Origin of the sequence: Acinetobacter sp. A3, from assembly GCF_012371415.1 — a bacterium.
Taxonomy (GTDB): Bacteria; Pseudomonadota; Gammaproteobacteria; order Pseudomonadales; family Moraxellaceae; genus Acinetobacter.
Genome location: NZ_JAAZQW010000020.1, coordinates 13,269 through 36,364, shown reverse-complemented (window position 1 = coordinate 36,364; position 23,096 = coordinate 13,269). Strand labels below are relative to the sequence as shown.

Below are 23,096 nucleotides of genomic sequence, written 5' to 3'. Positions count from 1 at the left end.
AAATGTGATGTCGAAATGAAAACAGCCACCTATTAAAGTGGCTATTTTTATCTTGAATTTTATTGAATCCGAATCCAAGTTTGGCTTCGACCTAGTGTAGATACCCCCATATAAGCACGCAAAGTCAAGCGCTTACCTGTCGAGTTGAGGCGAATTTTTGCATCGTAAATACGACCTGCCAATGGATCAATTACGCGTCCTTTTTCGTAATTATTGCTGTCTTTGACTTGTTGTAAGCCTTTTAAAATGTCCATCCCTAAAATAGGTTGGTTAGTATAGGGCGCAGGGCATTTATTACAGAGTTCACGTGGGGTATAACCTGGACGTGGAGTTACTTTAATAATTTTACCCGTATAGGTTTGATTGGCTTCTTTACGAATTTCGATGACAGCTTTGGGTGAGCCTGTTTTATCATCAATTTGTTGCCAAGTGCCCGCTAAATCTTGTGCCATCGCCAAAGTGCTAAGGCTGCCGAAGATGACGGCTATTCCTAAAGCCAATTTTTGAATCATTTTATTTCCCTTACTCGGTCTTTGCAGCTAGTCTAATCTCTGAATAGGGCTTGAACAAAGCCCTGAGGATCTTGAAAAAATGACCGATGCGACACTATGCGTTAGATTTTATTGACGAATCCACGTTTGTGTCCGACCAATGGCGGAAATTCCGACATAACCACGCAAGGTTAGGCGTTTACCGTTGGCAGCAAGACGTCCTTTTAAGCTGTACATTTTGCCTGCAAGTGGATCAAGAATACGCCCGTTGGCATAGTTGTTGTTATCCACATGTTGTAAACCTTTAATAATTTCTAAGCCTACAAGTGGTTTATTGGTATATGGTGCAGGGCAATCGACACAAATGGTTTTAGGGGTATAGCCTGCACGTGGTGTGACTTTGACAATTTTACCCGTAAACGTGCCATTTTCCGCTTTGGTAATTTCAATTAAAGCCTTAGGTGAGCCAGTTTTGTCATCAATGCTTTGCCAAGTTCCAGTTAAGTCTGCAGCAAATAAACTGCCACTGAACATTAAGCTTGCAAATGCACCTATCAGTAAATTTTTCTTCATATCAGTTCCTTTGATTGCCGAAATTGATCACAGAGGTTTATTCAAGATATAAAGCGAGTTGTGGTAGGAGTCAAGCGATTTGAGAAAAAATTAATCTTAAAGTTGCGACTAAAATGTAAGAAAACCAATAAAAAATGCCACGAACGTGTGGCATTTTAAGTGAAAAGTGAAGCAATTAATTAGTCGCTTTTAATCCAAGTTTGGCTACGTCCTAAAGCAGATACGCCCACATAACCACGCATGGTCAGACGTTTGCCATTGCTGCTTAATTTGGCTTTGGTGCTGTAGATATTGCCGTTTAATGGGTCAATAATTTTTCCACCAGAGAAGTTAGTACCACCTGTATGTTTTAAGCCTTTAAGTATATCCATTCCTAAAATAGGTTGGTTGGTATAAGGCGCAGGACAGTTGACACAGGTATCTTTAGGGGTGTAGCCAGGACGAGGGGTAACTTTGACAATTTTAGCCGTATAGGTGCCATTGGCTTCCTGACGAATTTCTAAAATTGCTTTTGATGAACCTGTTTTGTCATCAATATTTTTCCAAGTACCCGTAATATCTTGAGCTAGCGCAAAACTTCCTAACGCTGAGCAGATTAAGGCAACGGTGAGTTTCATCTTGACCATGTTCAATGTTCCTTGTTTTTGGCTAACTGGATATTTCATAGTAAAAAGAAAGTTAAAACTCGACAAGTCTAAATAAGTGATTGCTCAGTCACATTTTTTGTAAATACAGTATAAAAGTTGGCAGCCATACTGCGGTAAATACTGCATTGACGGCCATACCAAAGGCGGCATAACGTCCAGCTACGCTACCACGTTGCCAAGCTTGGGCGGTCCCAATTGCATGCGCAGCCAGACCTAAAGCCAAACCAGAGGCACGTTCATCATTGATGTGTCTTAAAATAAAAGGTGAGAAAGCAGCACCTACAACACCCGATAAAATCACAATCAAGACAGCCAGTTGAATTGGGGCTTCCAAAAGTGTGGCGATGTTAATGGCAATAGGTGTGGTTACGGCACGTGTAGCAAAGGCCATAATATCGGCACTAGACATGTGTAAGGTATATGCCAGTCCCATAGGTAGGGCTACAGCACTGATGCTGGCAAATAGTAAAATGCCTAAAATGGCTTTTAGTGGTAAATCGTCATAACGCATAGCGGCCAGTGGAATGGCCAGTGCCACCGTCACATAACCCAATAATTGATTAAAAATAGGGTTGGTTTGCGCCATGTAATTTTCGTAAGGAATCCCAAAAATGTATAACAGCAGCAGCACAAAGAACATGCCAAAGACAATTACAGGAATTTGCGGCACTTTTTGGTTGCAAGGTTTTGCCAGAACATAGGCAATGAGGGTGATTAAAAAACCATATAAAACAGATAACATTTTAATCTCCTACAACCAGCGTTTTGCCATTTTGGCATAGAGCCAAAGCGGAATGAGGGTGCTGATACACAGTACAATCAGAAAGATTGGTATTTGTTTGCCCATGTGGGTCAGCATGATCAGTGAACCTGCGCTAATAGGTAAAAAGGCAAATGCACTTTCTTTCATGATTTTGTTGTTGGTATCGACCAAACGAGCAGGAATTTTGCTGAGTTTGCGCCAAGTAAATAAGACCGCCAATAAACTGAGCAAGCCCACTAAATTGCCAAGTTCTGGGTGATTAAACTGAGTCATGATCCATACTGCGGCTTCACGAAACACAATAATCAAGAGGAGTGTGCCGATCCATGCTGGCCAGTCTATCTGTTTTATTCTGCTCATTTTGATCTTTCGTTAAAATTTCACTTATCACGTTTTAACCGATCTGATCATCAATTTCAAATGCTTCTAACGGACGTTTAAATTGTTCCGCCTGCGCACCTAAAATTTCTTCAATCGGTAAATGTGCCTGTTTAATCAGTTGTTCCAATTTGTGAGGCGCCATATTGACCTGTAGCAGCAATTGTCCCTGATCATCATAGTGTTCAGATTGAATGACGTTCAGTTCATACAGTTGATTGCGCAATTTGCCATAGGCAGGTTGTAGTTTGAGTTCAAATGGCTGAATTTGTCCCATCAGACACTCATGCACGGCCTGTTTTAATAACTCCAATCCTTGGCCTGAATGCGCTGAAACATAAACACGGTCAGGTTGATGCGGTTTGGCATAGACAATTTTGGCCGTTTCACCTGACACATCAATTTTATTGTAAACCCGAAGAATAGGCACATCTGCGCCAATTTCTTTGAGTACGCCTTCCACCGCTTCAATTTGTTCCATCAGGTCGAGGCTGCTTGAATCAATCACATGCAACAGCAAACTGGCTTCCAAGGTTTCTTCCAATGTGGCTTTAAAAGACTCCACCAGTGAGTGAGAAAGGTTGCGTACAAAACCTACGGTATCTGCGAGGACTAAGCGACCAATGCCATCCCATTCTAAGCGGCGTAGCGTGGGGTCAAGGGTTGCAAACAGTTGGTCTGCCGCATAGACATCACTTTGTGCCAAAATATTAAATAGGGTAGATTTTCCTGCATTGGTATAGCCAACCAGCGACACGGTTGGAATAGCGGCTTTTTGTCGTGCTACTCTGCCTTGGGCACGGGTTTGACGCACTTTGTCGAGTTTGGCTTTGAGTTGCCCCATACGAATACGTAATAGGCGGCGGTCTGTTTCAAGTAAGGTTTCGCCTGGCCCACGTAAGCCGATACCACCTTTTTGGCTGTCTAGGTTGCTGCGACTGCGCACCAAGCGTGAAGACAGGTGTTGTAATTGTGCCAATTCAACTTGTAATTTACCTTCGTAAGTACGGGCACGCTGGGCAAAAATATCTAAAATCAGTTCGGTACGATCGACCACACGGCACTGCATCACTTTTTCTAAATTACGTGCCTGCGCGGGGCTGAGTGCATGGTCAAAAATCACCAAATTAGCATCGTGCTGTTGTACCAATACGGCAATTTCTTCGGCTTTGCCTGAGCCAATAAACAGTTTGGCATCGGGTTTGCTGCGTTGTGTGTAGACGTGTTGTACGACCTCTGCACCTGCAGATTCAGCCAAGAGCTGAAATTCTTCTGCATCTAAGTCTTCGAGTATTTGTACCTGAACACTCACCAGTACAACACGTTCGCCTTCTTGATGAGGCACAAAATTTTCCACTCAGCGCAATCTCCCTACTAAAGCTTTATTCTAGTAGAAAAACTGATCGTGCAGGGAATTAGATGACTGGATTTTTTTGTGCCTATCTTTATTGCTATTTAGGCGTTGGTCACAGCAATTGGGGGGATTTCTATACTGAATTTGCCTCATTTAAATTTTGCAAAAAGTCGCATTTTTAGCGGGCAGATTCGGTTTTTATTATCAATGCAAGTTCAGATTGAACAGTATAGAATGAGCAAAATATGTGTTGTTCGATCTATAGACCAAGTTTACTTGCGACTTATATTCGATATTTTGCGTTTAACAATTAGTGATCACCTTATGAACCCAGCTGTTGAAACTCATTCCTCTCCAATTCATGGCTTTGCCAAGTTTGCCTTATACAGCAAAAAAGTACTGGCCACAGCGGGAGCTATTGGCGAAGGGTTTTATCTGGTCTATCGTCACCAATTGTATAAAGACACCAACAACCCGCATAACACCCGTTATGTGCAGTATTTTTGCCGTCAGTTGTGCAAAGTTTTTAATATTGAAGTGCAAGTTCATGGTGAAATTCCGCATGATCCTGCGCTATGGGTCAGCAATCATATTTCATGGTTAGATGTTGCTGTGTTGGGTTCAAGTGCTCGGGTCTTTTTTCTTGCCAAGGCTGAAATTGAAAAATGGCCGTTATTGGGTAAATTAGCCAAAGGTGGCGGGACGCTATTTATTAAGCGTGGCTCTGGAGACTCAGTCAAAATTCGTGAACAAATCACGCAATTTTTAAAGCAGGATATTCCTGTGTTATTTTTCCCTGAAGCAACGACTTCAGATGGTACTAAAATTAAAAAAGTACATGGTCGTATTTTAGGGGCTGCAATTGAAGCCAAACGCCCAGTACAAATTTGTTTGATTTGTTATGTGAATCAACAGGGTGAGCTAGATACCGTTGCTCCGTTCATTAATGACATGACTTTTGTAGACCATGTGAAAGATGTGTTGGAAATGCCTAAAGTAACGGCACATTTAATGGCACTGCCTGCAATTTCGGTAGAAGGTCACAACATAGAATCTTTAACTGCCGTGGTGCAAGCGAACATGACCGAAGGTTTGGCAGAGTTACATGCTAAAGTGTTGAAACCACAAGCGGCTGCATCATAAAAGCGGTGTGAGCTGAGCTGATTTAAAAATCAGCTCATGCATATAAACAAGTTAAGACTACATAAAGCCTTCAATTGGCAGCCATGAGGCGACTTTCATAGCCGCACGTTGATACCATTTCATACCTGGCTCTTTTTTCAGAATTTTGGTTTCACCTTGTGGTGTTTTCATTTGCCACTGAATATTCTGCTGTGCATCTAGAACCAGTTTGTAGGCATATTTAGCCAAATTGGCATCCATGGTTTGGTGTACGGCACGGGCCAAAGGTGGGCTGTTTAAAATCACACCGATTTCAGTATTTAAATAAGCCGAACGTGGATCAAAATTAAAAGAACCAATAAAGACTTGTTTTTCATCTAAAGCCATGAGTTTGGCATGCAAGCTGGAACGGCTCAGACCTTTCATGCTGACTTTGGCTTTTTTGGAAATTTCATCGGTATGGGTGTTGAGGTTTTCCACTTCAGGGCGAGCCAAGAATTCATACAGTTGCACATTGTTGGCCAGTAAATCCTGCCGATATTTGGCATAAAACGCATGTACCACAGGTACATCATTGGCTTTAAAGGAGTTGGTCAAGACACGTACCTGAATACCATCATCGGCTAAGTCTTTAAGTTTTTGAGCACCAGACTGTTCAGGGACGAAGTAGGCCGAAATAATATCGACACTATCGCTGGGCTTTTCCAAGTGATTGAGTAACTGAAAATTGAGATGCTCTTCTTTAGAGGCACGATCTTTAATTTTGCTTGGAGCATCTTTGACGACTTCGGCACTGACCCAATCAAACTGGATGTTGTGCATCATCCATTCTTCAATGGCTTTGGAGCGTCTAACCAAGTCTAGATAATTTTGTACAGTGGCTTCTTGGTAGTGTTGTTCGAGTTGTTGCTTTAGACCTTCATAACGCAAGGTGTAATGGCGTGGATTGACCAGTTGCTTGACTGAATAGGCGTAGTCATCATTCCAGTATTCATCAAAAGAATGGATGATTTCATCGGAAGCTGAGCCGACCAGCATGACATCCACATCGGAAAATTGATAATTTTCACTGACGTTATAGTACTGATTACTCATATTGCGACCACCAATCAGAGAAATTTGGTTATCGGCAATAAAGCTTTTGTTGTGCATGCGACGGTTAATACGTTTTAAATCCAGAATCATGTCCATCGCACGATAATGACGAAAGCGATACGGGTTATATAGTTTGATGTCGATGTTGCTGTGCTGATCGAGTGCGAGATAAATGCCTTCCATTTTCTTAGCATTGTTATCATCGACCAACAAACGCACTTTTACCCCACGATCTGCTGCACGAATAATGGCATGTAGCGCAAGTGCACCAATTTTGTCGTTATCCCAAATATAATATTGTAGGTCTAAAGACTTTTCTGCTCTATTAATCAGGTAGATGCGGGCTGCTAAAGCTTCTAGCGGGTCATACAGAACATGATATCCCGTCAGTTGTGGATTTTTCTCACGTAGTGGCAGCACGATTTTGGCCAAACTGGTTTGGTCGGTTGCAGTTTCAAATGCCATCTGAATTGGATGTTCAATTTGTTTGGGCAAGGTACTGCAGCCTGAACTGGTCAGAATAAGGGCACAACTCAGCCATAACACATGGCGGCGCTGGAGGTTGCATCGAATGGATGAGCTGTGGTCTGCCAAATTCAATTCCTTTTCTGCAGATGGGGAGAAAATAAGTCAAAAATAGAGTTTGAGTATAATTGTCAGCTATGAAAAGATAAATATGACAATGGTGTGTAGACGACGAGCAAAGGTGCCGTGTTGCTATCTCAATGACAGCAACATTGAGCAGCTGCAGTATGACGTAACAGAGAACAATTATGTGGAATAATGATTCGGTGGTGTTGTATTTTTATATTGGCATGGCAATTTTAGCGGTGTGGGCGGTTTCGCAAGCATGGCGCAGTCAGGCCAATACCGAAACCATTCATCCGTTCAAAGCCTTTGTGCATTTATTGGCATTTTATTTGTCTTATCTGTTGCCGCCATTGGTGTTCTTTAGTATCTATGCTGGGATGCAAGGCTATTATTCTGTTCATGAAGCGATTTTTGTATTTGTGGTTAGCGCCGTATTGAGTTATGCACGTTTTATAGAACCGCATTTAATTCAGGTAAAAACCACTAAATATCAGATTCATGCAGACCGCCGTTTATTAAAGCCTGTCAAAATTGCCTTAATTGCAGATTTACATATTGGTTTGTTTTCTGGGCATGAACGTCAGCTCAAGCAAATTGTGAAAAAAATCAATTTGCAAAACCCCGATATTGTGGTCGTGGCGGGAGATTGGACCTATGAACCTGAAAATAAACTGGCTCAGGAACTTGCTGTATTAAAAGAGATTTGTGCGCCTGTGTATTCGGTCAATGGGAACCATGATGAACAGTACCCAGGTCCGCCTATTCAAGAACTTTTACAAACGGCTTTGGCACAAAATAATGTAATTGATATTGAAGGGAAGATTGTCGAGTTTGACGAGTTCCGTTTGTTGGGTATTGGCGATTTGTGGGCAGGTAAAACTGACATGCGTTTTATGCCCGATTTACCTCAAGACAAGCCGTGGGTGTTGTTATCACATAACCCAGATACAGTAGATATGGTACCTAAATTACCAACTCGTCCGCTGATGTTGGCAGGACATACCCATGGTGGGCAAGTTGAGTTGCCATGGTTAACCGATTATGTGATGAAAAAAGTATCGATTTTAGGGCATAAAAAAGGTTTATATCGGCATGATCATGCTGATGTTTTTGTGACGGTGGGCACGGGCATGGTGGGTGTGCCGTTTCGTTTTGGCGTGCCGCCTACCATTGATATTATTGAATTGTTATGACATTAATTTAAATAAAAAACCAGCCTCGGCTGGTTTTTTAATGTGATTTTATTTACTTAGATTTGATTGTTCACATCATCATGCTTGGTTTCACGAATCAGTAAAAAAGCCATTAAAGATAAGATAGATGCTGCACTCAGGTAATAGCCGACTGCTGCTAAGCCATAGCTGGTGGCAAGTTTAGTAGCAATGAGTGGGGCAAAAGATGCACCAAAAATACCTGCCAAGTTAAAGGTCAAGGCAGAACCTGTGTAGCGAACAGAAGTTGGAAAAATCTCGGATAAGACCGTACCAATTGGCCCATAGGTCAGTCCCATAATGGCCAAGCCAATGCACAGGAAAATAAAGACCACCCATGTACTGCCCGAAGCAAGCATATCGGCAAAGAATAAACCAAAAATCGCTGAGATAATACACACTGCAATTGACGTAGTTTTACGCCCAAATTTTTCTGCCAATACCGCAGACAAAGGAATAAAAGCCGCAAAGCATAAGGTGGCTAACAGTTGAAGTTTTAAAAACTCTTCACGTGAATAGCCTAATTGTTTGGTGCCCCATTGTAAGGCAAATACCGTGGTTAGATAAAACACCACAAAGGTACAAATAGCAGCTACGGTACCTAAAACCAGCATTTTAGAATGCTTTTTAAAGACCTGAATAAATGGCACATTCACTTCTTTTTGTTTATTGAGCACTTTTTGAAAGGCTGGGGTTTCATGTAATTTTAAGCGAATCCATAAACCTACAATGACCAGTAAGGCACTGGAAATAAATGGAATACGCCAACCCCACGCCATAAAGTCTTGTTCAGACATTAAAGCACCTAAAGTTAAGAAAGAGCCTGTCGCCAGAATGAAGCCAATGGGTGCGCCTAATTGCGGGAACATACCATACCAAGCTCGCTTGCCTTCGGGTGCATTTTCAGTGGCTAATAGTACTGCCCCCGACCATTCTCCACCTAAGCCTAAGCCTTGTCCTAAACGGCATAGTGCCAAAAGTAAGGGTGCAACAATACCAATTTGTGTATAAGTTGGCAGTAAGCCAATACAGACGGTGGAAATGCCCATGGTCAGTAAGGCTGCAACCAAGGTGGCTTTGCGCCCAATCCGATCACCCAAATGTCCAAACAGGGCTGCACCAATAGGACGTGCAATAAAGGCAATTGCAAAGGTGGCCAGTGACTGAATGGTGGCAGTCATTGGGTCGGTACTGGTCGGAAAGAACAGATAGGGGAAGATGATCACTGCCGCAGTGGCATAGATATAAAAGTCAAAAAACTCGATGGTTGTACCGACTAAGCTTGCAGTCAGTACTCGAAATTTAGAATTTTGAGTCGGCTGTTCAGCGGCAGCAGTAGATGAAGATGCCATACAGGACCTTATGTAAGTGAATTTGAAAATATAATTCAGCACAGACAGAAGAGGTGCAGCTGTAATCGCAAATACTTCTTGCAGTTATACTTTTTTGAACAAGAAATAAGTCAAAAGATGTTATCTCAGGACTTAATCAAATACTGAGAAATCCACACATGATGGATGACTGTATCTTTAGAGCGATTAAATCACATACAGATAAATTGACAAAAAGTGCGCTCCTGCACCAATCAAGACAAATACATGCCAAATTGCGTGGGTATATCTTACGCGTTTTAAGGCATAAAACAATGCACCCACCGTGTAAGCAAGGCCACCAATCAGTAAAAAAGTTAGTGCTTGGCTGCTTAAATAGGCCTGCATATCATCCATGACCAAAACGGCCAACCAGCCCATGACCAAATAAGCAATTAAAGAAATTTTATGAAAACGGTTGATAAATACCAGTTTGAACAAGGTGCCAATTAGGGCAATGATCCACAGTGCAATTAATAAATATTGTGCTTTGGGCGTAGGGATGGCAATAGAGAGAAAAGGGGTGTAGGTGCCTGCAATTAAATAATAAATGGCAGTGTGATCAAGCTTTTTATAAAAATAGCGGCGGTCTGCAGCAGTTGCCATGTGATACAGCATAGAGGCAGAAAAGAGCAACACCATACTAATGGCATAGGCCCATAAACCTAGCCATTGTCCTGTACTCAGGTATGCGCCTTTGATCAGTAAAAAAATACCGCCAATTAATGCCAAAGCTGCACCAATACCGTGGCTCAGATAGTTAATCCGTTCCTCTTGATGGTCATAATCTGGTACTAAAGGCGCATTCAATTTCATAGGTGTTCTTTTTTATTTATACAACTGTATAGTAATTCAATTTTGCTTTTAGGGTAATAACATTTAAACTTGAATTGTAATTTTTTCAGGTTTTCACTATGTCGACTTTGGCTTCTCCCTCTGCGCAGGAACAACAATTCTTGGAGGCTTTTCAGCAAGCCATTGATACACAAAAACTTGATCGTGTGGTACTTAGCCAGTACAAAGGCGAATTGGAACAATTAGAAAAAATTACCCTGCGTATTATTCAACTCAATCAAGAGCAGGTATTGAGTTGTTTGTATCGTCATAAAACGCAGGATATCACCAAAAATTATCCTTTGGCGCAAGCCCAGTCACAATTGAGTCAGTTATTGGCAGATTGTAAACAGGCGAATTTATTTACCCTAGATCAAGAAATTCAGCTTAAAAAGAATAAAAAGAAAGCCATGCTCAGTATGAGTAAAGCGGTAACGTCTGCTGCAAAACCCAAAGAGCAACAAGGGCATGATCGTGAAAAGCAACGCTATGTCGAGCAAAGTAGTCCTTTTTTACAGCCTCTAGGTATTACTGATGCGCAGGCGCAGATTATTCCAAGCATGGCGCGTAAGTGGAAACAGATTAATAAATTTATTGAAATTTTTGCGGGTGCATTGGCGCATATTCATCTTTCTGAGCAAAGCGTGCGTGTGGTGGATTTTGGTTCAGGTAAGGGCTATTTGACCTTTGCACTGTATGATTATTTGCAAAAGCAGCAATTGAAACCTTGGGTTACAGGGGTGGAATTGAATCCGAAAATGGTCGAGTTTTGTCAGTCTGTAGCAAAGGCGGCAGATTTTCAGCAGCTGGACTTTTTTCAGGGTGATGTCCGTACCTATCAACCTGAACACTTGGATGTCATGATTGCATTACATGCCTGCGATGTGGCAACAGATTTTGCAATTCATACGGGTATTCGCCTGAATGCACAAATGATTATGTGTGCACCGTGTTGTCATAAAGAATTGCGTCCACAATTGCAAAGTCCGAGTGTGCTGAAGCCAATGTTGCAGTTTGGGATTCATGCAGGACAGCAAGCAGAAATGTTGACCGATACCATTCGAGCATTATTGCTTAAAGCCTATGGCTATGACACCAAAGTTTTTGAGTTTGTCTCGTTGGAGCATACCAGTAAAAATAAAATGATTTTGGCGACTAAGCGGGCAGATGTTCATCAACCTGATCAAGCAGTTTTGGCTCAAATTCGCGAACTGAAAGCCATGTATGGTATTCAGAAACATTCTTTGGAATTGTTGTTGAATGATCAGTGGGATCAGCAGGGGATTGGCTGTAAATGCTAAGGCTGGAGTAAACAATGCAAAATTATGAAATTCAGTCAGGTGATTGGGCGCGCCTAGCTGTAGATGCCAAACCCATTCGTGAGCAGGTGTTTATACAAGAGCAGCACATTTCCCCTGAAGATGAGTGGGATGCGCAAGACGCAATTGCCTTGCATTTTGTTGTTTATCTAGCAGGGCAAGCCGTTGCAACAGCACGCTTGCTGGAAAATCATAGTATTGGTCGTGTGGCTGTATTGAAGTCGCAGCGTGGTTTAGGTCTCGGACGTGTGTTGATGCAGCATATTATTCAACTGGCGCGGCAGCAGTACCGCCCAGAGGTCAAGTTGTCTGCACAGGTGCATGCAATTCCGTTTTATCAAAGTTTAGGTTTTTATGTTGAAGGTGAATCATATTTAGACTGTGGTATTCCGCATGTGGATATGCGTTTAGTGTTTGAAAGTTGAATACAATGAAGATTGTGACATGGAATTGTAATGGTGCTTTTAGAAATAAAATTGAGCCTATTCTTCAATTTAATGCCGATATTTATATTATTCAGGAATGTGAGCATACGGAACAGGCAAAGAAAATTTATCGACAATATTTTTCTAATTTTGTTTGGAAAGGAAATAATAAGAATAAAGGCATAGGTATTTTTACAAAAGATGCTTTAACACTAGAAGTATTAGATTGGCAAGACAACAAACTAGAACTATTTTTACCTATTCAAGTTAATCAATCCTTTACGCTCCTTGCTGTATGGGCAAAACATGCAAACTCTCCAACTTTTGCTTATATTGGTCAAATTTGGAAATATTTACAGTTACATCAACTAAAAATGCAAAATATTCCGCTCATTATTGGTGGAGATTTTAACAGCAACTCACAGTGGGATGTTTGGGATCGGTGGTGGAATCACTCTGATGTCATACGTATATTTAATGATTTAAAAATAAAGAGTCTTTACCATCACATTTCTAATGAGAAACAAGGACAGGAAAGTCAAGCAACATTCTTTTTACAGCGAAATTTAGCGAAGGCATATCATATTGATTATATGTTTGCTTCTGAGCAATTTTGGAAAATAGATCAAGCTAGTATGCAGGTGGGAGATCAGACACCTTGGCTAAGTTTGAGTGATCATTTACCACTATATTTTGATTTAGCACCCAAGTTTGAAAAATAGACCCAAGAGTAGAGTCTATTTTCAAATGGTATTTAATTAGTGCCCATGTGCAGGTACTTGCTCATGGCTTTCTGGCATAGCGGCATGTTCAGTTTCAGTCATAGCATGTGCGTCTGCTGTAGGTGCAGCTTTTAATGCTTCTCGAGCTTCACGGTCAGCTTGTGCCTTTGCAATCGCTTCTTGTGACATGGCAGGTGCATTTTTAAACGCATGTTGTTGGGTATTTTGCTTTTGTTGCTGGCTTGGCATGTAATCTGGTTCATTGGTAACGGCCAACCAGAAAATAAACATGAATATTCCACCCAAAATACAGAAAATAAAGAGTGCTTTCCAACCCCAAGGCGATTTTTCAGGAGTAAGGTGTTCAGTCATGTGTATCTACCCAATTTGAATCTATATCTTAAAATTATGTAACTTTATAACATAAAATGCATAAAAAACGGATTAAATTCTGTGCGTGTTACCTTTTTGGGGTAATTTAATTAAATAAAAAGAGGGATGATGTATCCCTCTTGAATTGTGAAGTATGGAACTAAATGGCTAAATAACTTTAGCGCCTGCTGCAACACGCTCTAGCAAGAGTTGAGGTGGATTAAAACGCTCACCATATTCTGCTGATAATTGCTGTGCACGTGCTAAAGCTTGATCTAAACCATATTGATTCAGGAATTGCAAAGTGCCCCCTGTCCATGCAGGGAAGCCAATGCCAAAAATTGAACCAACATTGGCATCAACTACAGATTCTAAAACACCTTCTTCTAAGCAGCGTAAGCTGTCTAGCGCTTGCACAAATAAGAACCGATCAATCATGTCTTGTTCAGATATTTCAGTATTTTTATACCAGTGGCTTAAGCCTGGCCAAAGTTGTTTTTTGCCCTGTTCTGGGTAGTCATAAAAACCTGCACCTGCGGCTTTGCCTTGACGTGAAAATTGATGAATCATGGTTTGAATGACGTCATCTGCAGGAGAAGCGGCGCGATCTTTCCCCTGAGCTTGCAATGCTTTACGCGCTTCCTGAGCCACGTGTTCCGACAGTGTTAAAGATACTTCATCTTGAATGGCAAGTGGGCCTACAGGCATACCTGCTTTTAAAGCTGCCATTTCAATTTTTGCAGGGTGCACGCCTTCGGCCAGTAAACGCAAACCTTCTTGTACAAAAGTGCCAAACACCCGACTGGTAAAAAAGCCACGACTGTCATTCACCACAATTGGGGTTTTGCCAATTTGTTGCACAAAATCGTAGGATTTAGCCAACGTGGCTGCATCTGTATTTTTTCCTTTAATAATTTCCACCAGCGGCATTTTATCGACAGGGCTAAAGAAATGCAGACCAATAAAACGGTTTTGATTTTGTGCTGCTTGCGCCAACTCACTAATGGGTAAGGTCGAGGTATTAGAGGCCATCACACCATCTTCAGGCAAAAATACTTCTGCTTCCTGTGTAACTTGTGCTTTAAGTGCAGTATTTTCAAATACAGCTTCAATGATTAAGTCACAGCCTTGTAAATCTGTTGCCTGTGCGGTTGGATGGATCTGGGCAAGAATTTGTGCAGCACGTTCTGCATGGATACGGCCTTGGGCAACTTGTTTATCGAGCAGTTTTTGGCTGTATGCTTTGCCTTTTTCAGCCTGTTCAATAGACACATCTTTGAGCACCACCGCAATGCCTTTAGTTGCGGTTGCGTAGGCAATTCCTGCGCCCATCATGCCTGCACCTAAAATCCCGACTTTTTGTACTGAATTGACAGGAATCTCTTTAGGGCGGCTCATCCCAGATTTAATTGCATTTAAGCCATGCCAGAACGTGCCAATCATATTTTTAGAAATTTGGCCTGTCGCAAGCTGAGTAAAATAGCGTGATTCGATTCGCAGCGCCGTATCAACATCGACCTGAGCACCTTCAACCGCTGCCGCCAGAATTGCTTCAGGCGCAGGGTAACAGCCTTTGGTTTTATCACGTAAGATGGCAGGGGCAATTGAAAGCATTTGTGCCACAGCAGGTGTTGCAGGTGTGCCGCCTGGAATTTTATAGCCTTTGGCATCGAATACTTGTTGAGATTGTGGGTGTGCCAAAATCCATGCACTGGCTTTGCTGAGCAGTTCTGTTTCATTGTCTGCAAGTTCATGCACCAAACCCAAACTTTGTGCTTTTTCTACACTCAGTTGTTTACCTTCCATCAAAAGTGGTAGGGCAGTTTGTAGGCCTAGTAAACGCACCATTCGTACAATTCCACCACCCCCTGGTAATAAGCCTAGCGTTACTTCAGGCAGACCAAATTTAGTTTTGGGGTTATGAATTGCAATACGATGATGACAGCACAATGCCAGTTCCCAACCACCGCCAAGTGCTGTGCCATTCAAGGCAGCCACCACAGGAATACCACGAGTTTCAATATAACGTAGCTGTGCTTTTAAGCTTTCAATCATTTCAAAAAAAGCACTGGCCTGTTCAGGTTGTGTTTGAATCAGTTCATCTAAGTCACCGCCTGCAAAAAAGGTTTTTTTTGCAGAGGCCATGATAATGCCGGCTACTTGTTCATCGGACTGTAATTGTTGTACGACCTGTTGCAGCGCATCTCGAAAGTCTGCATTCATGGTGTTGGCAGATTGATTTGGCGAGTCAAAAGTTAGAATGACAATATTATCGGCATTTTTTTGGTAGTGAATGGCGCTCATTTTGTACTCCTTATACTCGCTCAATAATGGTGGCAATTCCCATACCACCACCTACACATAATGTGGCCATGCCGCGTTTTTTATCTTGTCGTTCTAACTCATCCAACAAAGTGCCTAAAATCATGGCACCTGTCGCACCTAAAGGGTGCCCCAAGGCAATTGCACCACCATTTACGTTCACTTTGGCAGGGTCAACTTTCAGTTCCGTGATAAAACGCATCACCACAGCGGCAAAGGCTTCATTGACTTCAAATAGGTCAATATCTTCAATGTTGAGTCCTGCTTTGGCCAAGGCTTTACGTGCTGCAGGTGCTGGCCCTGTAAGCATGATCGCAGGGTCTGTGCCGACCAATGCAGTGGCTAAAACTTTAGCGCGAGGTTTTAAGTTTTGTTGCTGTACCGCTTGTTCAGATGCAATCAAGACCAGTGCTGCACCATCTACAATACCCGATGAATTGCCTGCATGATGCACATGATTGACTTGTCCAGCTTCAGGGTATTTTTGCAGGGCGATGGCATCGAACCCCATTTGCCCCATCGTTGCAAAACTTGGTTTAAGCTGAGCCAAGCTTTCAGCCGTGGTCTGTGGTTTGATAAATTCGTCTTGTGCCAAAATGACCACACCTGCCTGATCTTTAACTGGTACGATGGAGCGCTCAAAATAGCCTAAAGCTTGGGCTGCTGCTGCTTTTTGTTGAGATGCAGCTGCAAATTGATCGACCTCGGTGCGGCTATAACCATCGAGTGTGGCAATTAAGTCAGCCCCGATACCTTGGGGAATAAAGTCACAGGCCATATTGGTTTCAGGGTCAAATGCCCAAGCACCGCCATCTGAACCCATGGCCACACGTGACATAGACTCCACACCACCCGCAACAATTAAATCTTCCCAACCTGAACGAACTTTTTGTGCTGCTAGGTTAACAGCCTCTAAACCTGAAGCACAAAAGCGATTGATTTGTACCCCTGCAACATCATTGTCCCAACCTGCGGCAATCGCTGCAGTTTTGGCAATATCTGCACCTTGATCACCAATAGGTGTGACGCAACCTAAAACAATATCATCGACTTGAGAGGTGTCTAAGTTATGTCGTTGTTGTAATTCATTCAATAAGGTGGTGAGTAGGCGAATAGGTTTCACTTCATGTAAAGCACCATCTTTTTTTCCTTTGCCGCGCGGGGTGCGAATGGCATCAATGATATAGGCCTCGCTCATAATCAATCCTTTGTCGATAGTTTTCTTAGTGATTGCTTTTGAGTGTAAACAGAAAATGCTGAAGTGCAATGATGAGAACGGTACAGGTCAGTGAAGTTTTTTGCCAATACTGTAGTGTGGTTTGATTACTGTTGTGGGTGAGGGGAGTGCTGTGTGGTACATAAAAAAAGCCCTTGCAGTGTGCAAGGGCGATTAACTGGAATCACAGGTGAGTGTGAGTTTTTAGTTGTGAATTAATGATAACCATGCAACTGACGATATAAACCAGGGGTTACACCAGTCCACTTTTTAAATGCACGGTGGAAAGTACTGGTTTCACTAAAGCCAACTTGTTGTGCGACATCTTCAAGGGTCAGTTCAGGATTGAGTAGCAAGTGAATTGCCGCATCACGACGCAAGGCATCTTTCACCCCTTGATAGCTTTTGCCTTCTGCTGCCAAACGACGACGTAAAGTTTGTGGCGATAAGTACAGCATAGAAGCAACATCGTTCAGGGTTGGCATTTCTTCGCCAATCTGACTCTTTAACACATCGCGAATACGTGAAGTTAAAGAATTGGTGTTTTTAAATTTCACTAACAATTGTGCAGGTGCAGTTTTTAAGAACTCGTCTAAAGTTTCCTGCGTTTGACGAATTGGTAAATCCAAATAGTCAGCTGCAAAGGTAATTTCGGTACGTGGCATATCAAATTGCATTACAGGTGCAAAGAATAGCGCATCGTATTCATCTGCATGTGCAGGACGAGGATAGCCAAAATGCACACGCTCTAAAGGCAAGCGACGCTCTATTAGCCAAGAGGCCAAGCCGTGCCAAATCATTAACATGCTTTCAGTAATGAAGTGATCAGGATCCATAGATTGTGGAATAGACGGCACTAGGCGTGCTTCGTGTTTGTCACGTTCTAAGGTTACAGACCAGTCATCACCAAACAGTTTGTAGAATTGAGAGGAGAGTTCTAAGGCATCGCCCAGTGTTTTGGCGTGAATCACCAATTGACACATAATTGCGAATGTTCCTAAACGACGTGGTTGGCTGTCAAAGCCAACGTGCTCGTCTTGAGTCACCATCCACAACATTTTTATAAAGCGCGTGTATTGTTCAGGTGAAATACGTGCTTTCGGTTGGCGCAGCAGTTCCGCCTCAATACCGACATGAGATAATAAGGTTTCGACATCCATACCGAGTCGTTTGACACCTGTGAGCGCAGCATTGACAAAATGGATACTAATGGTATCTCGGCTCATGTTAAATCCTTCAGTCTCTTTTGTATTCACGTAAGCTTGACCTAAATGACGCTAAAAAATTGAAATTGGCAATTTACAATACCAATTTTACTTATTTTACATAATAAATTGCCGAAATGATCAAGGTAAATGGCTGAAGATGACATTGTGTTACAGTTTTAGTGTTTATAAGATAAACGGAAAATCAGAAAAAATGGCGTAATCACAACAATGACACATGCACTGAACGGTTTAAAAGTTTTAGATTTTTCCACCTTGTTGCCTGGCCCATTTGCAAGTTTATATTTGGCAGATATGGGTGCAGAGGTGATTCATATTGAGTCTGCGACAAGGCCTGACTTAATTCGTATGTTTCCGCCCTATGCCAATGGACAGGCCACTTCACACAGTTATTTAAACCGCAACAAACAGTCCATTACTCTCGATTTAAAATCGCCAGACAGCATTCAATTGATTTTGGACAAAATTGGTGAGTTCGATATTGTATTGGAGCAATTTAGGCCTGGTGTGATGCAGCGTTTAGGGCTGGACTATGCCAGCTTGGCAAAAATTAATCCACGACTGATCTATTGTTCCATTACAGGTTATGGGCAAACGGGCGATTATAAACATCGGGCAGGGCATGACATTAATTATTTAGCCTTGGCGGGAATTGCAGGGCACAGCGGACGTCAAGCAGGCGGGCCGCCACCGCTAGGTATTCAGGTGGCCGATGTAGCAGGTGGTTCATTGCATGCTTTGGTTGGAATTTTGAGTGCGGTGATTGAGCGTCAGCGCAGTGGCTTAGGGCAATATATTGATATTTCGATGACCGATTGTGCTGCCACATTAAATAATATGGCAGCTTCTGCTGTTTTGGCGGCACAGCTGCCTCAATATGCTGAGCAATCTTACTTAAATGGAGGCAGTTATTATGACTATTATGAAACGGCCGATGGTCGTTATCTTTCGGTGGGCAGCTTAGAGCCACAATTTATGCAAGGCTTGGCACAAATTTTAGATTTGCCCATTTTGCTCGAAAAAGGCACATCTTTAGACCCGCAAGACCATATACAAGTGAAACAAGCCATTCAGGCCAAGATTAAAGCGCAAAATTTTGCCACGTGGCAGCATATCTTTGCACAACACGATGTTTGTGTAGAACCAGTTTTAACTTTAGATGAAGCTTTACATTCCCCCTTGGCACAGCAGCGTGGTTGGACTGTAAATGTTCCAATCCAAGGCAATGCCACACAAACCGAAACTCAGTTGGCTTGTCCTATTAAATTTTCACGTTCAAAAATGCGCTATGACTATATTGGGCAGGCTTTAGGTGTAGGACAATGGTGATCATGCTCAATAGCTAAAAATATGTAGGAAACTCAACTTAAACACGAAATAAAAACGAAGATAGATGCTTTAGCATAAAAAGTGCTAAAGCATGCATTATTTTGTGATAGCTATGTAAAAGGTCTGGAAATTTCGGCAAAGGCTTGCAGGCTGTGCCATTGCAATGTCTTATCAATAAAATCGCTAAGAAATATGTAAAAAACACATTTTGTTGATAGATTGAATCTCGCTATGCTGTCAGCCGTGATAATAGAAATGACTAGCTGTACGCCATGTATTTATATACTGATTTCGATCAGCAACTGATTAATGAACGTGTTGCACAGTTCCGTGACCAAACGGAACGTTATTTAGCAGGCAAATTGACTGAAGACGAATATCGTCCATTACGTCTGCAAAATGGTTTGTATGTACAACGCTATGCGCCAATGTTGCGTATTGCTGTGCCTTACGGTCTGATGAACTCTAAGCAGTTGCGTAAAGTGGCGCAGCTGGCCAAAGACTATGACCGTGGTTATGCACACGTATCAACACGTCAAAATATTCAGTTTAACTGGCCTGCACTTGAAAATGTGCCAGATATGCTAGCTGAGCTTGCAACAGTACAAATGCATGCTATTCAAACCTCAGGCAACTGTATTCGTAACACCACCACAGACCAATATGCAGGCGTTGTGGCAGGTGAAATTGCCGACCCTCGTCCGACTTGTGAATTAATTCGTCAGTGGTCTACCTTCCATCCTGAATTTGCATTCTTGCCACGTAAGTTCAAAATTGCTGTTTCAGCACTTGAAGAAGTGGATCGTGCAGCGACTGCGTTTCACGACATTGGCGTATATATTGTTAAAAATGCGGCAGGTGAAACGGGTTACCAAATTAAAGTGGGTGGTGGTTTAGGCCGTACGCCAATTATTGGTAGTGTGATTCGTGAATTCTTGCCACGTGAAGATTTGATTGCTTATTTAGAAGCAGTATTGCGTGTCTATAACTTACACGGTCGCCGTGACAATAAATATAAAGCACGTATCAAGATTTTGGTAAAAGCGTTAACGCCAGCAGTATTTGCAGAAAAAGTTGAAGCTGAGTTTGCACATACAGTGAAAACTTTAAAAATTGATGCAGAAACTTTGCAGAAAATGGATGAAAACTTCACGCCATTTGCTTATCAAAACTATGCCGATGAAGATTTTAGCGAACTGTTTGCACAGTATCCAAAATTCAAGCAATGGTTCAACATCAATACCAATGCACATAAAGTGCAGGGTTACCGCATTGTCACGATTTCTTTAAAACGTGCGGGTATTGCACCAGGTGATATGAGCACCGAAGAAATGAATTTGATTGCAGACTTGGCCGATCAATATACCTTTGGCGAGTTGCGTACCACACACGAGCAAAACATTGCTTTGGTAGATGTACCACAAAAAGACTTATTTGCCTTGTGGCAAGTGTTAGATGCTAACAACTTGGCGCGTGCGCATATTGGCTTTATTACCGATATTATTTGCTGCCCAGGCGGTGATTTCTGCTCGCTTGCTAACGCAAAATCAATTCCAATTTCAGAAGCGATTTCACGCCGTTTTGATGATCTAGATACCATCTACAACCTTGGTAAATTGGATTTGAATATTTCGGGCTGTATGAATGCGTGTGGTCACCACCACGTGGGGAATATCGGAATTTTAGGTGTTGATAAAAAAGGCGCAGAATTCTACCAAATTACCCTGGGTGGTCATGCCGATCATGACGCTTCAATTGGCGATATTTTAGGGCCATCATTTGCTGCTGAAGTGATTCCAGATGTCGTGGAAGAAATTTTAAATACCTATTTAGACTTGCGTACCGAGGGTGAAGATTTTATCGACACTTATCGTCGTGTCGGCATCCAGCCATTTAAGGAGCGTGCTTATGCTTAATACCGCACTGCCTGTGCTCGCAAAAGATGGCACGATTGCAGAAAATACTTATCAAGTGATTGCTGAAGATGCTGCATTACCTCAAGGTGATGTAGTGTTAAGCGTTGAGCAACTTGATCAGTTGGCGCAAGTTTCAGGTAAAAAAGCGTTGTATCTCACCGTAGATGCTTCTCCAGAAAACCACGAATTTCCGCTTGCTGAACTAGATGCGATTTTTATTGAATTCGCTGGTTTTAATGATGGTCGTGGTTATTCATTTGCAGCGTTATTGCGCCGTCAGGGTTTTCAGGGCGAACTTCGTGCCGTAGGTGATGTATTTAAAGATGTACTGAACTACATGAAGCGTGCAGGCTTTGATACTTTCGTGATCAAAGAAGGTAAAGATGTCAGCGAGGCTGCTGCGGGCTTGGCCGACTTTACTCATCCTTACCAAGCATCGACTGCTGTACCAAAACCGAATTATCAGACTGGTGCTTAAGTTTAAATACTCAAGTATTAGACCTGAAAACAGTATTGATTCTGTTACAGCAAAAAGCCTGCATTGCAGGCTTTTTGTTTGTTTGAAATTTAGAGTACGGATTGTTTTTCCGTTATTCTTCATGCTTTAATTTGGTGCAAAGTACTGTAGTATAAACACGCTTCTGCACCTCAAAATTCTGTTGCGGTGTTGTGTGCTGCACGCAAAACGCATCAAGATGGTGATTTAAAATAGATCATCATCTGATTTGTTTTTTAATTTTTTCATGATGAAGTGATTTGTCTTTATGCAAAATTCTATTCGTATTGGTATTGCTGGTTATGGCAATCTTGGTCGTGGTGTTGAAACGGCTATCCAGAAAAACCCAGATTTACAATTGGTGGGTATTTTTACTCGTCGTGCACCTGAAGCGGTTTCGCCTTGTTTTGCTGAAACACAAGTGTTTCACGTAGATTCATTGTCAGATTTCCAAGACAAAATTGATGTGCTTATTTTATGTGGTGGTTCAAAAGACGATTTACCACAGCAAGGCCCTGTATTGGCTAGCCAGTTCAATATTGTCGATAGTTTCGATACCCATGCGCGTATTCCTGAATATTATGCTGCTGTAGATGCACCAGCTACAGCTAATCAGAAAACTGCCATGATTTCTATTGGTTGGGATCCAGGCATGTTCTCAATCAACCGCTTATTTGGTGAAGCATTGTTGCCCGATGGCGAAACGTATACCTTTTGGGGTAAGGGCTTAAGTCAGGGACACTCAGATGCAATTCGTCGTGTGGATGGCGTTAAAGCGGGTGTGCAATACACCATTCCTTCAACTGAAGCGATGGAAAAAGTACGCAGTGGTTCGCGCCCTGAATTAAGCACCAAAGACAAACATACCCGTGAGTGTTATGTGGTACTTGAAGATGGCGCAGATGCAGCAGCAGTGGAACAAGCAATTGTGACCATGCCTGATTACTTTGCAGATTATGACACTACGGTTAACTTTATTGATCAAGCGACTTTAGCTAAAGATCATCAACGTATGCCACATGGTGGCTTTGTGATTCGCAGTGGTAACACCAGTGATGAACACAAGCAAGTGCTTGAGTTTTCTTTAAAACTAGAGAGTAACCCCGAGTTTACTGCAAGTGTTCTCGTCGCTTATGCACGTGCTTGCTACCGTTTAAACCAAATGCAGCAGTACGGTGCTAAAACCGCTTTTGATGTTGCGCCAGGCTTACTTTCAATGAAATCGCCAGAGCAATTGCGTAAAGAAATACTCTAAATTTGCCCTAAGGGTTAAAAGCAAAAAAGGACTCAATTGAGTCCTTTTTTGTGGCTGAAATGTTTAGGC

The 23,096-nt window shown here is 42.2% G+C and carries 22 protein-coding genes; 9 read left to right on the top strand and 13 right to left on the bottom strand.

What is annotated here, in order from left to right:
* Positions 1-59: 59 nt before the first annotated feature.
* From HHA42_RS08185 to hflX, 6 genes are all read right to left on the bottom strand, one after another.
* On the bottom strand, positions 60-512 hold the full coding sequence (locus tag HHA42_RS08185; RefSeq protein ID WP_168418863.1) for a DUF2147 domain-containing protein: 453 nt from the start codon (positions 510-512) through the stop codon (positions 60-62).
* A 108-nt stretch (positions 513-620) separates the two neighbouring features.
* Entirely contained in the window at positions 621-1,064 is a 444-nt protein-coding gene (locus HHA42_RS08180; protein ID WP_168418864.1) for a DUF2147 domain-containing protein, read from the bottom strand.
* Between the two features lie 179 nt (positions 1,065-1,243).
* Positions 1,244-1,690 (bottom strand): DUF2147 domain-containing protein, encoded by a 447-nt coding sequence (locus tag HHA42_RS08175; RefSeq protein WP_154321023.1) that lies wholly within the window; start codon positions 1,688-1,690, stop codon positions 1,244-1,246.
* 88 nt (positions 1,691-1,778) lie between these two features.
* The gene (locus tag HHA42_RS08170; protein ID WP_168526094.1) at positions 1,779-2,453 is read right to left on the bottom strand and encodes an LrgB family protein; all 675 of its coding nucleotides are present in this window, start codon (positions 2,451-2,453) and stop codon (positions 1,779-1,781) included.
* Between the two features lie 9 nt (positions 2,454-2,462).
* On the bottom strand, positions 2,463-2,834 hold the full coding sequence (locus HHA42_RS08165; protein WP_096901574.1) for a hypothetical protein: 372 nt from the start codon (positions 2,832-2,834) through the stop codon (positions 2,463-2,465).
* Between the two features lie 34 nt (positions 2,835-2,868).
* A complete protein-coding gene (gene hflX / locus HHA42_RS08160) occupies positions 2,869-4,209 on the bottom strand; it encodes a ribosome rescue GTPase HflX (RefSeq protein ID WP_168418865.1) in 1,341 nt (446 codons plus the stop codon).
* A 321-nt stretch (positions 4,210-4,530) separates the two neighbouring features.
* Between hflX and HHA42_RS08155 the strand changes: the two genes are divergently transcribed.
* Entirely contained in the window at positions 4,531-5,349 is an 819-nt protein-coding gene (locus HHA42_RS08155; RefSeq protein WP_168418866.1) for a lysophospholipid acyltransferase family protein, read from the top strand.
* A 57-nt stretch (positions 5,350-5,406) separates the two neighbouring features.
* Here the strand turns inward: HHA42_RS08155 and HHA42_RS08150 are convergent, their stop codons facing one another.
* Entirely contained in the window at positions 5,407-6,996 is a 1,590-nt protein-coding gene (locus HHA42_RS08150) for a phospholipase D family protein (RefSeq protein WP_171525584.1), read from the bottom strand.
* 200 nt (positions 6,997-7,196) lie between these two features.
* Between HHA42_RS08150 and HHA42_RS08145 the strand changes: the two genes are divergently transcribed.
* Positions 7,197-8,207 (top strand): metallophosphoesterase, encoded by a 1,011-nt coding sequence (locus HHA42_RS08145; RefSeq protein ID WP_168526092.1) that lies wholly within the window; start codon positions 7,197-7,199, stop codon positions 8,205-8,207.
* A 56-nt stretch (positions 8,208-8,263) separates the two neighbouring features.
* Here HHA42_RS08145 and HHA42_RS08140 read toward each other — a convergent pair whose 3' ends face one another.
* Positions 8,264-9,577: an MFS transporter gene (locus HHA42_RS08140; protein WP_168461520.1), complete on the bottom strand. Its 1,314-nt coding sequence runs from the start codon at positions 9,575-9,577 to the stop codon at positions 8,264-8,266.
* Positions 9,578-9,763: 186 nt separating this feature from the next.
* Positions 9,764-10,411 (bottom strand): hemolysin III family protein, encoded by a 648-nt coding sequence (locus HHA42_RS08135; protein ID WP_168418869.1) that lies wholly within the window; start codon positions 10,409-10,411, stop codon positions 9,764-9,766.
* Between the two features lie 98 nt (positions 10,412-10,509).
* Here HHA42_RS08135 and HHA42_RS08130 point away from each other — a divergent pair, with 98 nt between their 5' ends.
* The 3 genes from HHA42_RS08130 to HHA42_RS08120 are packed head-to-tail and all read left to right on the top strand — an operon-like array spanning position 10,510 to position 12,895.
* On the top strand, positions 10,510-11,730 hold the full coding sequence (locus tag HHA42_RS08130) for an SAM-dependent methyltransferase (RefSeq protein ID WP_168526090.1): 1,221 nt from the start codon (positions 10,510-10,512) through the stop codon (positions 11,728-11,730).
* Positions 11,731-11,744: 14 nt separating this feature from the next.
* Positions 11,745-12,173 (top strand): GNAT family N-acetyltransferase, encoded by a 429-nt coding sequence (locus HHA42_RS08125; protein ID WP_168526088.1) that lies wholly within the window; start codon positions 11,745-11,747, stop codon positions 12,171-12,173.
* A gap of 5 nt (positions 12,174-12,178) precedes the next feature.
* On the top strand, positions 12,179-12,895 hold the full coding sequence (locus tag HHA42_RS08120) for an endonuclease/exonuclease/phosphatase family protein (RefSeq protein WP_127800335.1): 717 nt from the start codon (positions 12,179-12,181) through the stop codon (positions 12,893-12,895).
* A gap of 36 nt (positions 12,896-12,931) precedes the next feature.
* Here the strand turns inward: HHA42_RS08120 and HHA42_RS08115 are convergent, their stop codons facing one another.
* The 4 genes from HHA42_RS08115 to HHA42_RS08100 all read right to left on the bottom strand — a co-directional run bounded on the left by HHA42_RS08115 (position 12,932) and on the right by HHA42_RS08100 (position 18,031).
* Positions 12,932-13,267: a hypothetical protein gene (locus HHA42_RS08115; protein WP_168418872.1), complete on the bottom strand. Its 336-nt coding sequence runs from the start codon at positions 13,265-13,267 to the stop codon at positions 12,932-12,934.
* Between the two features lie 168 nt (positions 13,268-13,435).
* The gene (locus tag HHA42_RS08110; protein ID WP_168526086.1) at positions 13,436-15,571 is read right to left on the bottom strand and encodes a 3-hydroxyacyl-CoA dehydrogenase NAD-binding domain-containing protein; all 2,136 of its coding nucleotides are present in this window, start codon (positions 15,569-15,571) and stop codon (positions 13,436-13,438) included.
* A 10-nt stretch (positions 15,572-15,581) separates the two neighbouring features.
* Complete coding sequence (locus HHA42_RS08105) at positions 15,582-16,787, bottom strand: acetyl-CoA C-acetyltransferase (RefSeq protein WP_168526084.1); 1,206 nt, start codon at positions 16,785-16,787, stop codon at positions 15,582-15,584.
* Between the two features lie 233 nt (positions 16,788-17,020).
* Positions 17,021-18,031 (bottom strand): AraC family transcriptional regulator, encoded by a 1,011-nt coding sequence (locus HHA42_RS08100; protein WP_168461512.1) that lies wholly within the window; start codon positions 18,029-18,031, stop codon positions 17,021-17,023.
* A 210-nt stretch (positions 18,032-18,241) separates the two neighbouring features.
* Between HHA42_RS08100 and HHA42_RS08095 the strand changes: the two genes are divergently transcribed.
* The 4 genes from HHA42_RS08095 to HHA42_RS08080 all read left to right on the top strand — a co-directional run bounded on the left by HHA42_RS08095 (position 18,242) and on the right by HHA42_RS08080 (position 23,027).
* Positions 18,242-19,360 (top strand): CaiB/BaiF CoA-transferase family protein, encoded by a 1,119-nt coding sequence (locus tag HHA42_RS08095; RefSeq protein ID WP_168418876.1) that lies wholly within the window; start codon positions 18,242-18,244, stop codon positions 19,358-19,360.
* Positions 19,361-19,632: 272 nt separating this feature from the next.
* Positions 19,633-21,276, top strand: coding sequence for a nitrite/sulfite reductase (locus HHA42_RS08090; protein WP_168418877.1), 1,644 nt, complete (start codon positions 19,633-19,635; stop codon positions 21,274-21,276).
* Positions 21,269-21,754, top strand: coding sequence for a DUF934 domain-containing protein (locus HHA42_RS08085; protein ID WP_168418878.1), 486 nt, complete (start codon positions 21,269-21,271; stop codon positions 21,752-21,754). Before HHA42_RS08090 ends, HHA42_RS08085 begins: the two co-directional genes overlap by 8 nt.
* A 286-nt stretch (positions 21,755-22,040) precedes the next feature.
* On the top strand, positions 22,041-23,027 hold the full coding sequence (locus HHA42_RS08080; RefSeq protein WP_168418879.1) for a diaminopimelate dehydrogenase: 987 nt from the start codon (positions 22,041-22,043) through the stop codon (positions 23,025-23,027).
* Positions 23,028-23,096: the final 69 nt, after the last annotated feature.

What these genes read in the sequence shown, in the direction of transcription:
- HHA42_RS08140 (WP_168461520.1), bottom strand. Translation starts at nt 9,577, where the DNA reads ATGGCATCTTCATCTACTGCTGCCGCTGAACAGCCGACTCAAAATTCT.
- HHA42_RS08165 (WP_096901574.1), bottom strand. Translation starts at nt 2,834, where the DNA reads ATGAGCAGAATAAAACAGATAGACTGGCCAGCATGGATCGGCACACTC.
- HHA42_RS08180 (WP_168418864.1), bottom strand. Translation starts at nt 1,064, where the DNA reads ATGAAGAAAAATTTACTGATAGGTGCATTTGCAAGCTTAATGTTCAGT.
- HHA42_RS08155 (WP_168418866.1), top strand. Translation starts at nt 4,531, where the DNA reads ATGAACCCAGCTGTTGAAACTCATTCCTCTCCAATTCATGGCTTTGCC.
- HHA42_RS08105 (WP_168526084.1), bottom strand. Translation starts at nt 16,787, where the DNA reads ATGAGCGAGGCCTATATCATTGATGCCATTCGCACCCCGCGCGGCAAA.
- HHA42_RS08125 (WP_168526088.1), top strand. Translation starts at nt 11,745, where the DNA reads ATGCAAAATTATGAAATTCAGTCAGGTGATTGGGCGCGCCTAGCTGTA.
- HHA42_RS08135 (WP_168418869.1), bottom strand. Translation starts at nt 10,411, where the DNA reads ATGAAATTGAATGCGCCTTTAGTACCAGATTATGACCATCAAGAGGAA.
- HHA42_RS08120 (WP_127800335.1), top strand. Translation starts at nt 12,179, where the DNA reads ATGAAGATTGTGACATGGAATTGTAATGGTGCTTTTAGAAATAAAATT.
- HHA42_RS08185 (WP_168418863.1), bottom strand. Translation starts at nt 512, where the DNA reads ATGATTCAAAAATTGGCTTTAGGAATAGCCGTCATCTTCGGCAGCCTT.
- HHA42_RS08100 (WP_168461512.1), bottom strand. Translation starts at nt 18,031, where the DNA reads ATGAGCCGAGATACCATTAGTATCCATTTTGTCAATGCTGCGCTCACA.
- HHA42_RS08170 (WP_168526094.1), bottom strand. Translation starts at nt 2,453, where the DNA reads ATGTTATCTGTTTTATATGGTTTTTTAATCACCCTCATTGCCTATGTT.
- HHA42_RS08085 (WP_168418878.1), top strand. Translation starts at nt 21,269, where the DNA reads ATGCTTAATACCGCACTGCCTGTGCTCGCAAAAGATGGCACGATTGCA.
- HHA42_RS08175 (WP_154321023.1), bottom strand. Translation starts at nt 1,690, where the DNA reads ATGGTCAAGATGAAACTCACCGTTGCCTTAATCTGCTCAGCGTTAGGA.
- HHA42_RS08090 (WP_168418877.1), top strand. Translation starts at nt 19,633, where the DNA reads ATGTATTTATATACTGATTTCGATCAGCAACTGATTAATGAACGTGTT.
- HHA42_RS08110 (WP_168526086.1), bottom strand. Translation starts at nt 15,571, where the DNA reads ATGAGCGCCATTCACTACCAAAAAAATGCCGATAATATTGTCATTCTA.
- HHA42_RS08095 (WP_168418876.1), top strand. Translation starts at nt 18,242, where the DNA reads ATGACACATGCACTGAACGGTTTAAAAGTTTTAGATTTTTCCACCTTG.
- HHA42_RS08080 (WP_168418879.1), top strand. Translation starts at nt 22,041, where the DNA reads ATGCAAAATTCTATTCGTATTGGTATTGCTGGTTATGGCAATCTTGGT.
- HHA42_RS08115 (WP_168418872.1), bottom strand. Translation starts at nt 13,267, where the DNA reads ATGACTGAACACCTTACTCCTGAAAAATCGCCTTGGGGTTGGAAAGCA.
- HHA42_RS08130 (WP_168526090.1), top strand. Translation starts at nt 10,510, where the DNA reads ATGTCGACTTTGGCTTCTCCCTCTGCGCAGGAACAACAATTCTTGGAG.
- HHA42_RS08145 (WP_168526092.1), top strand. Translation starts at nt 7,197, where the DNA reads ATGTGGAATAATGATTCGGTGGTGTTGTATTTTTATATTGGCATGGCA.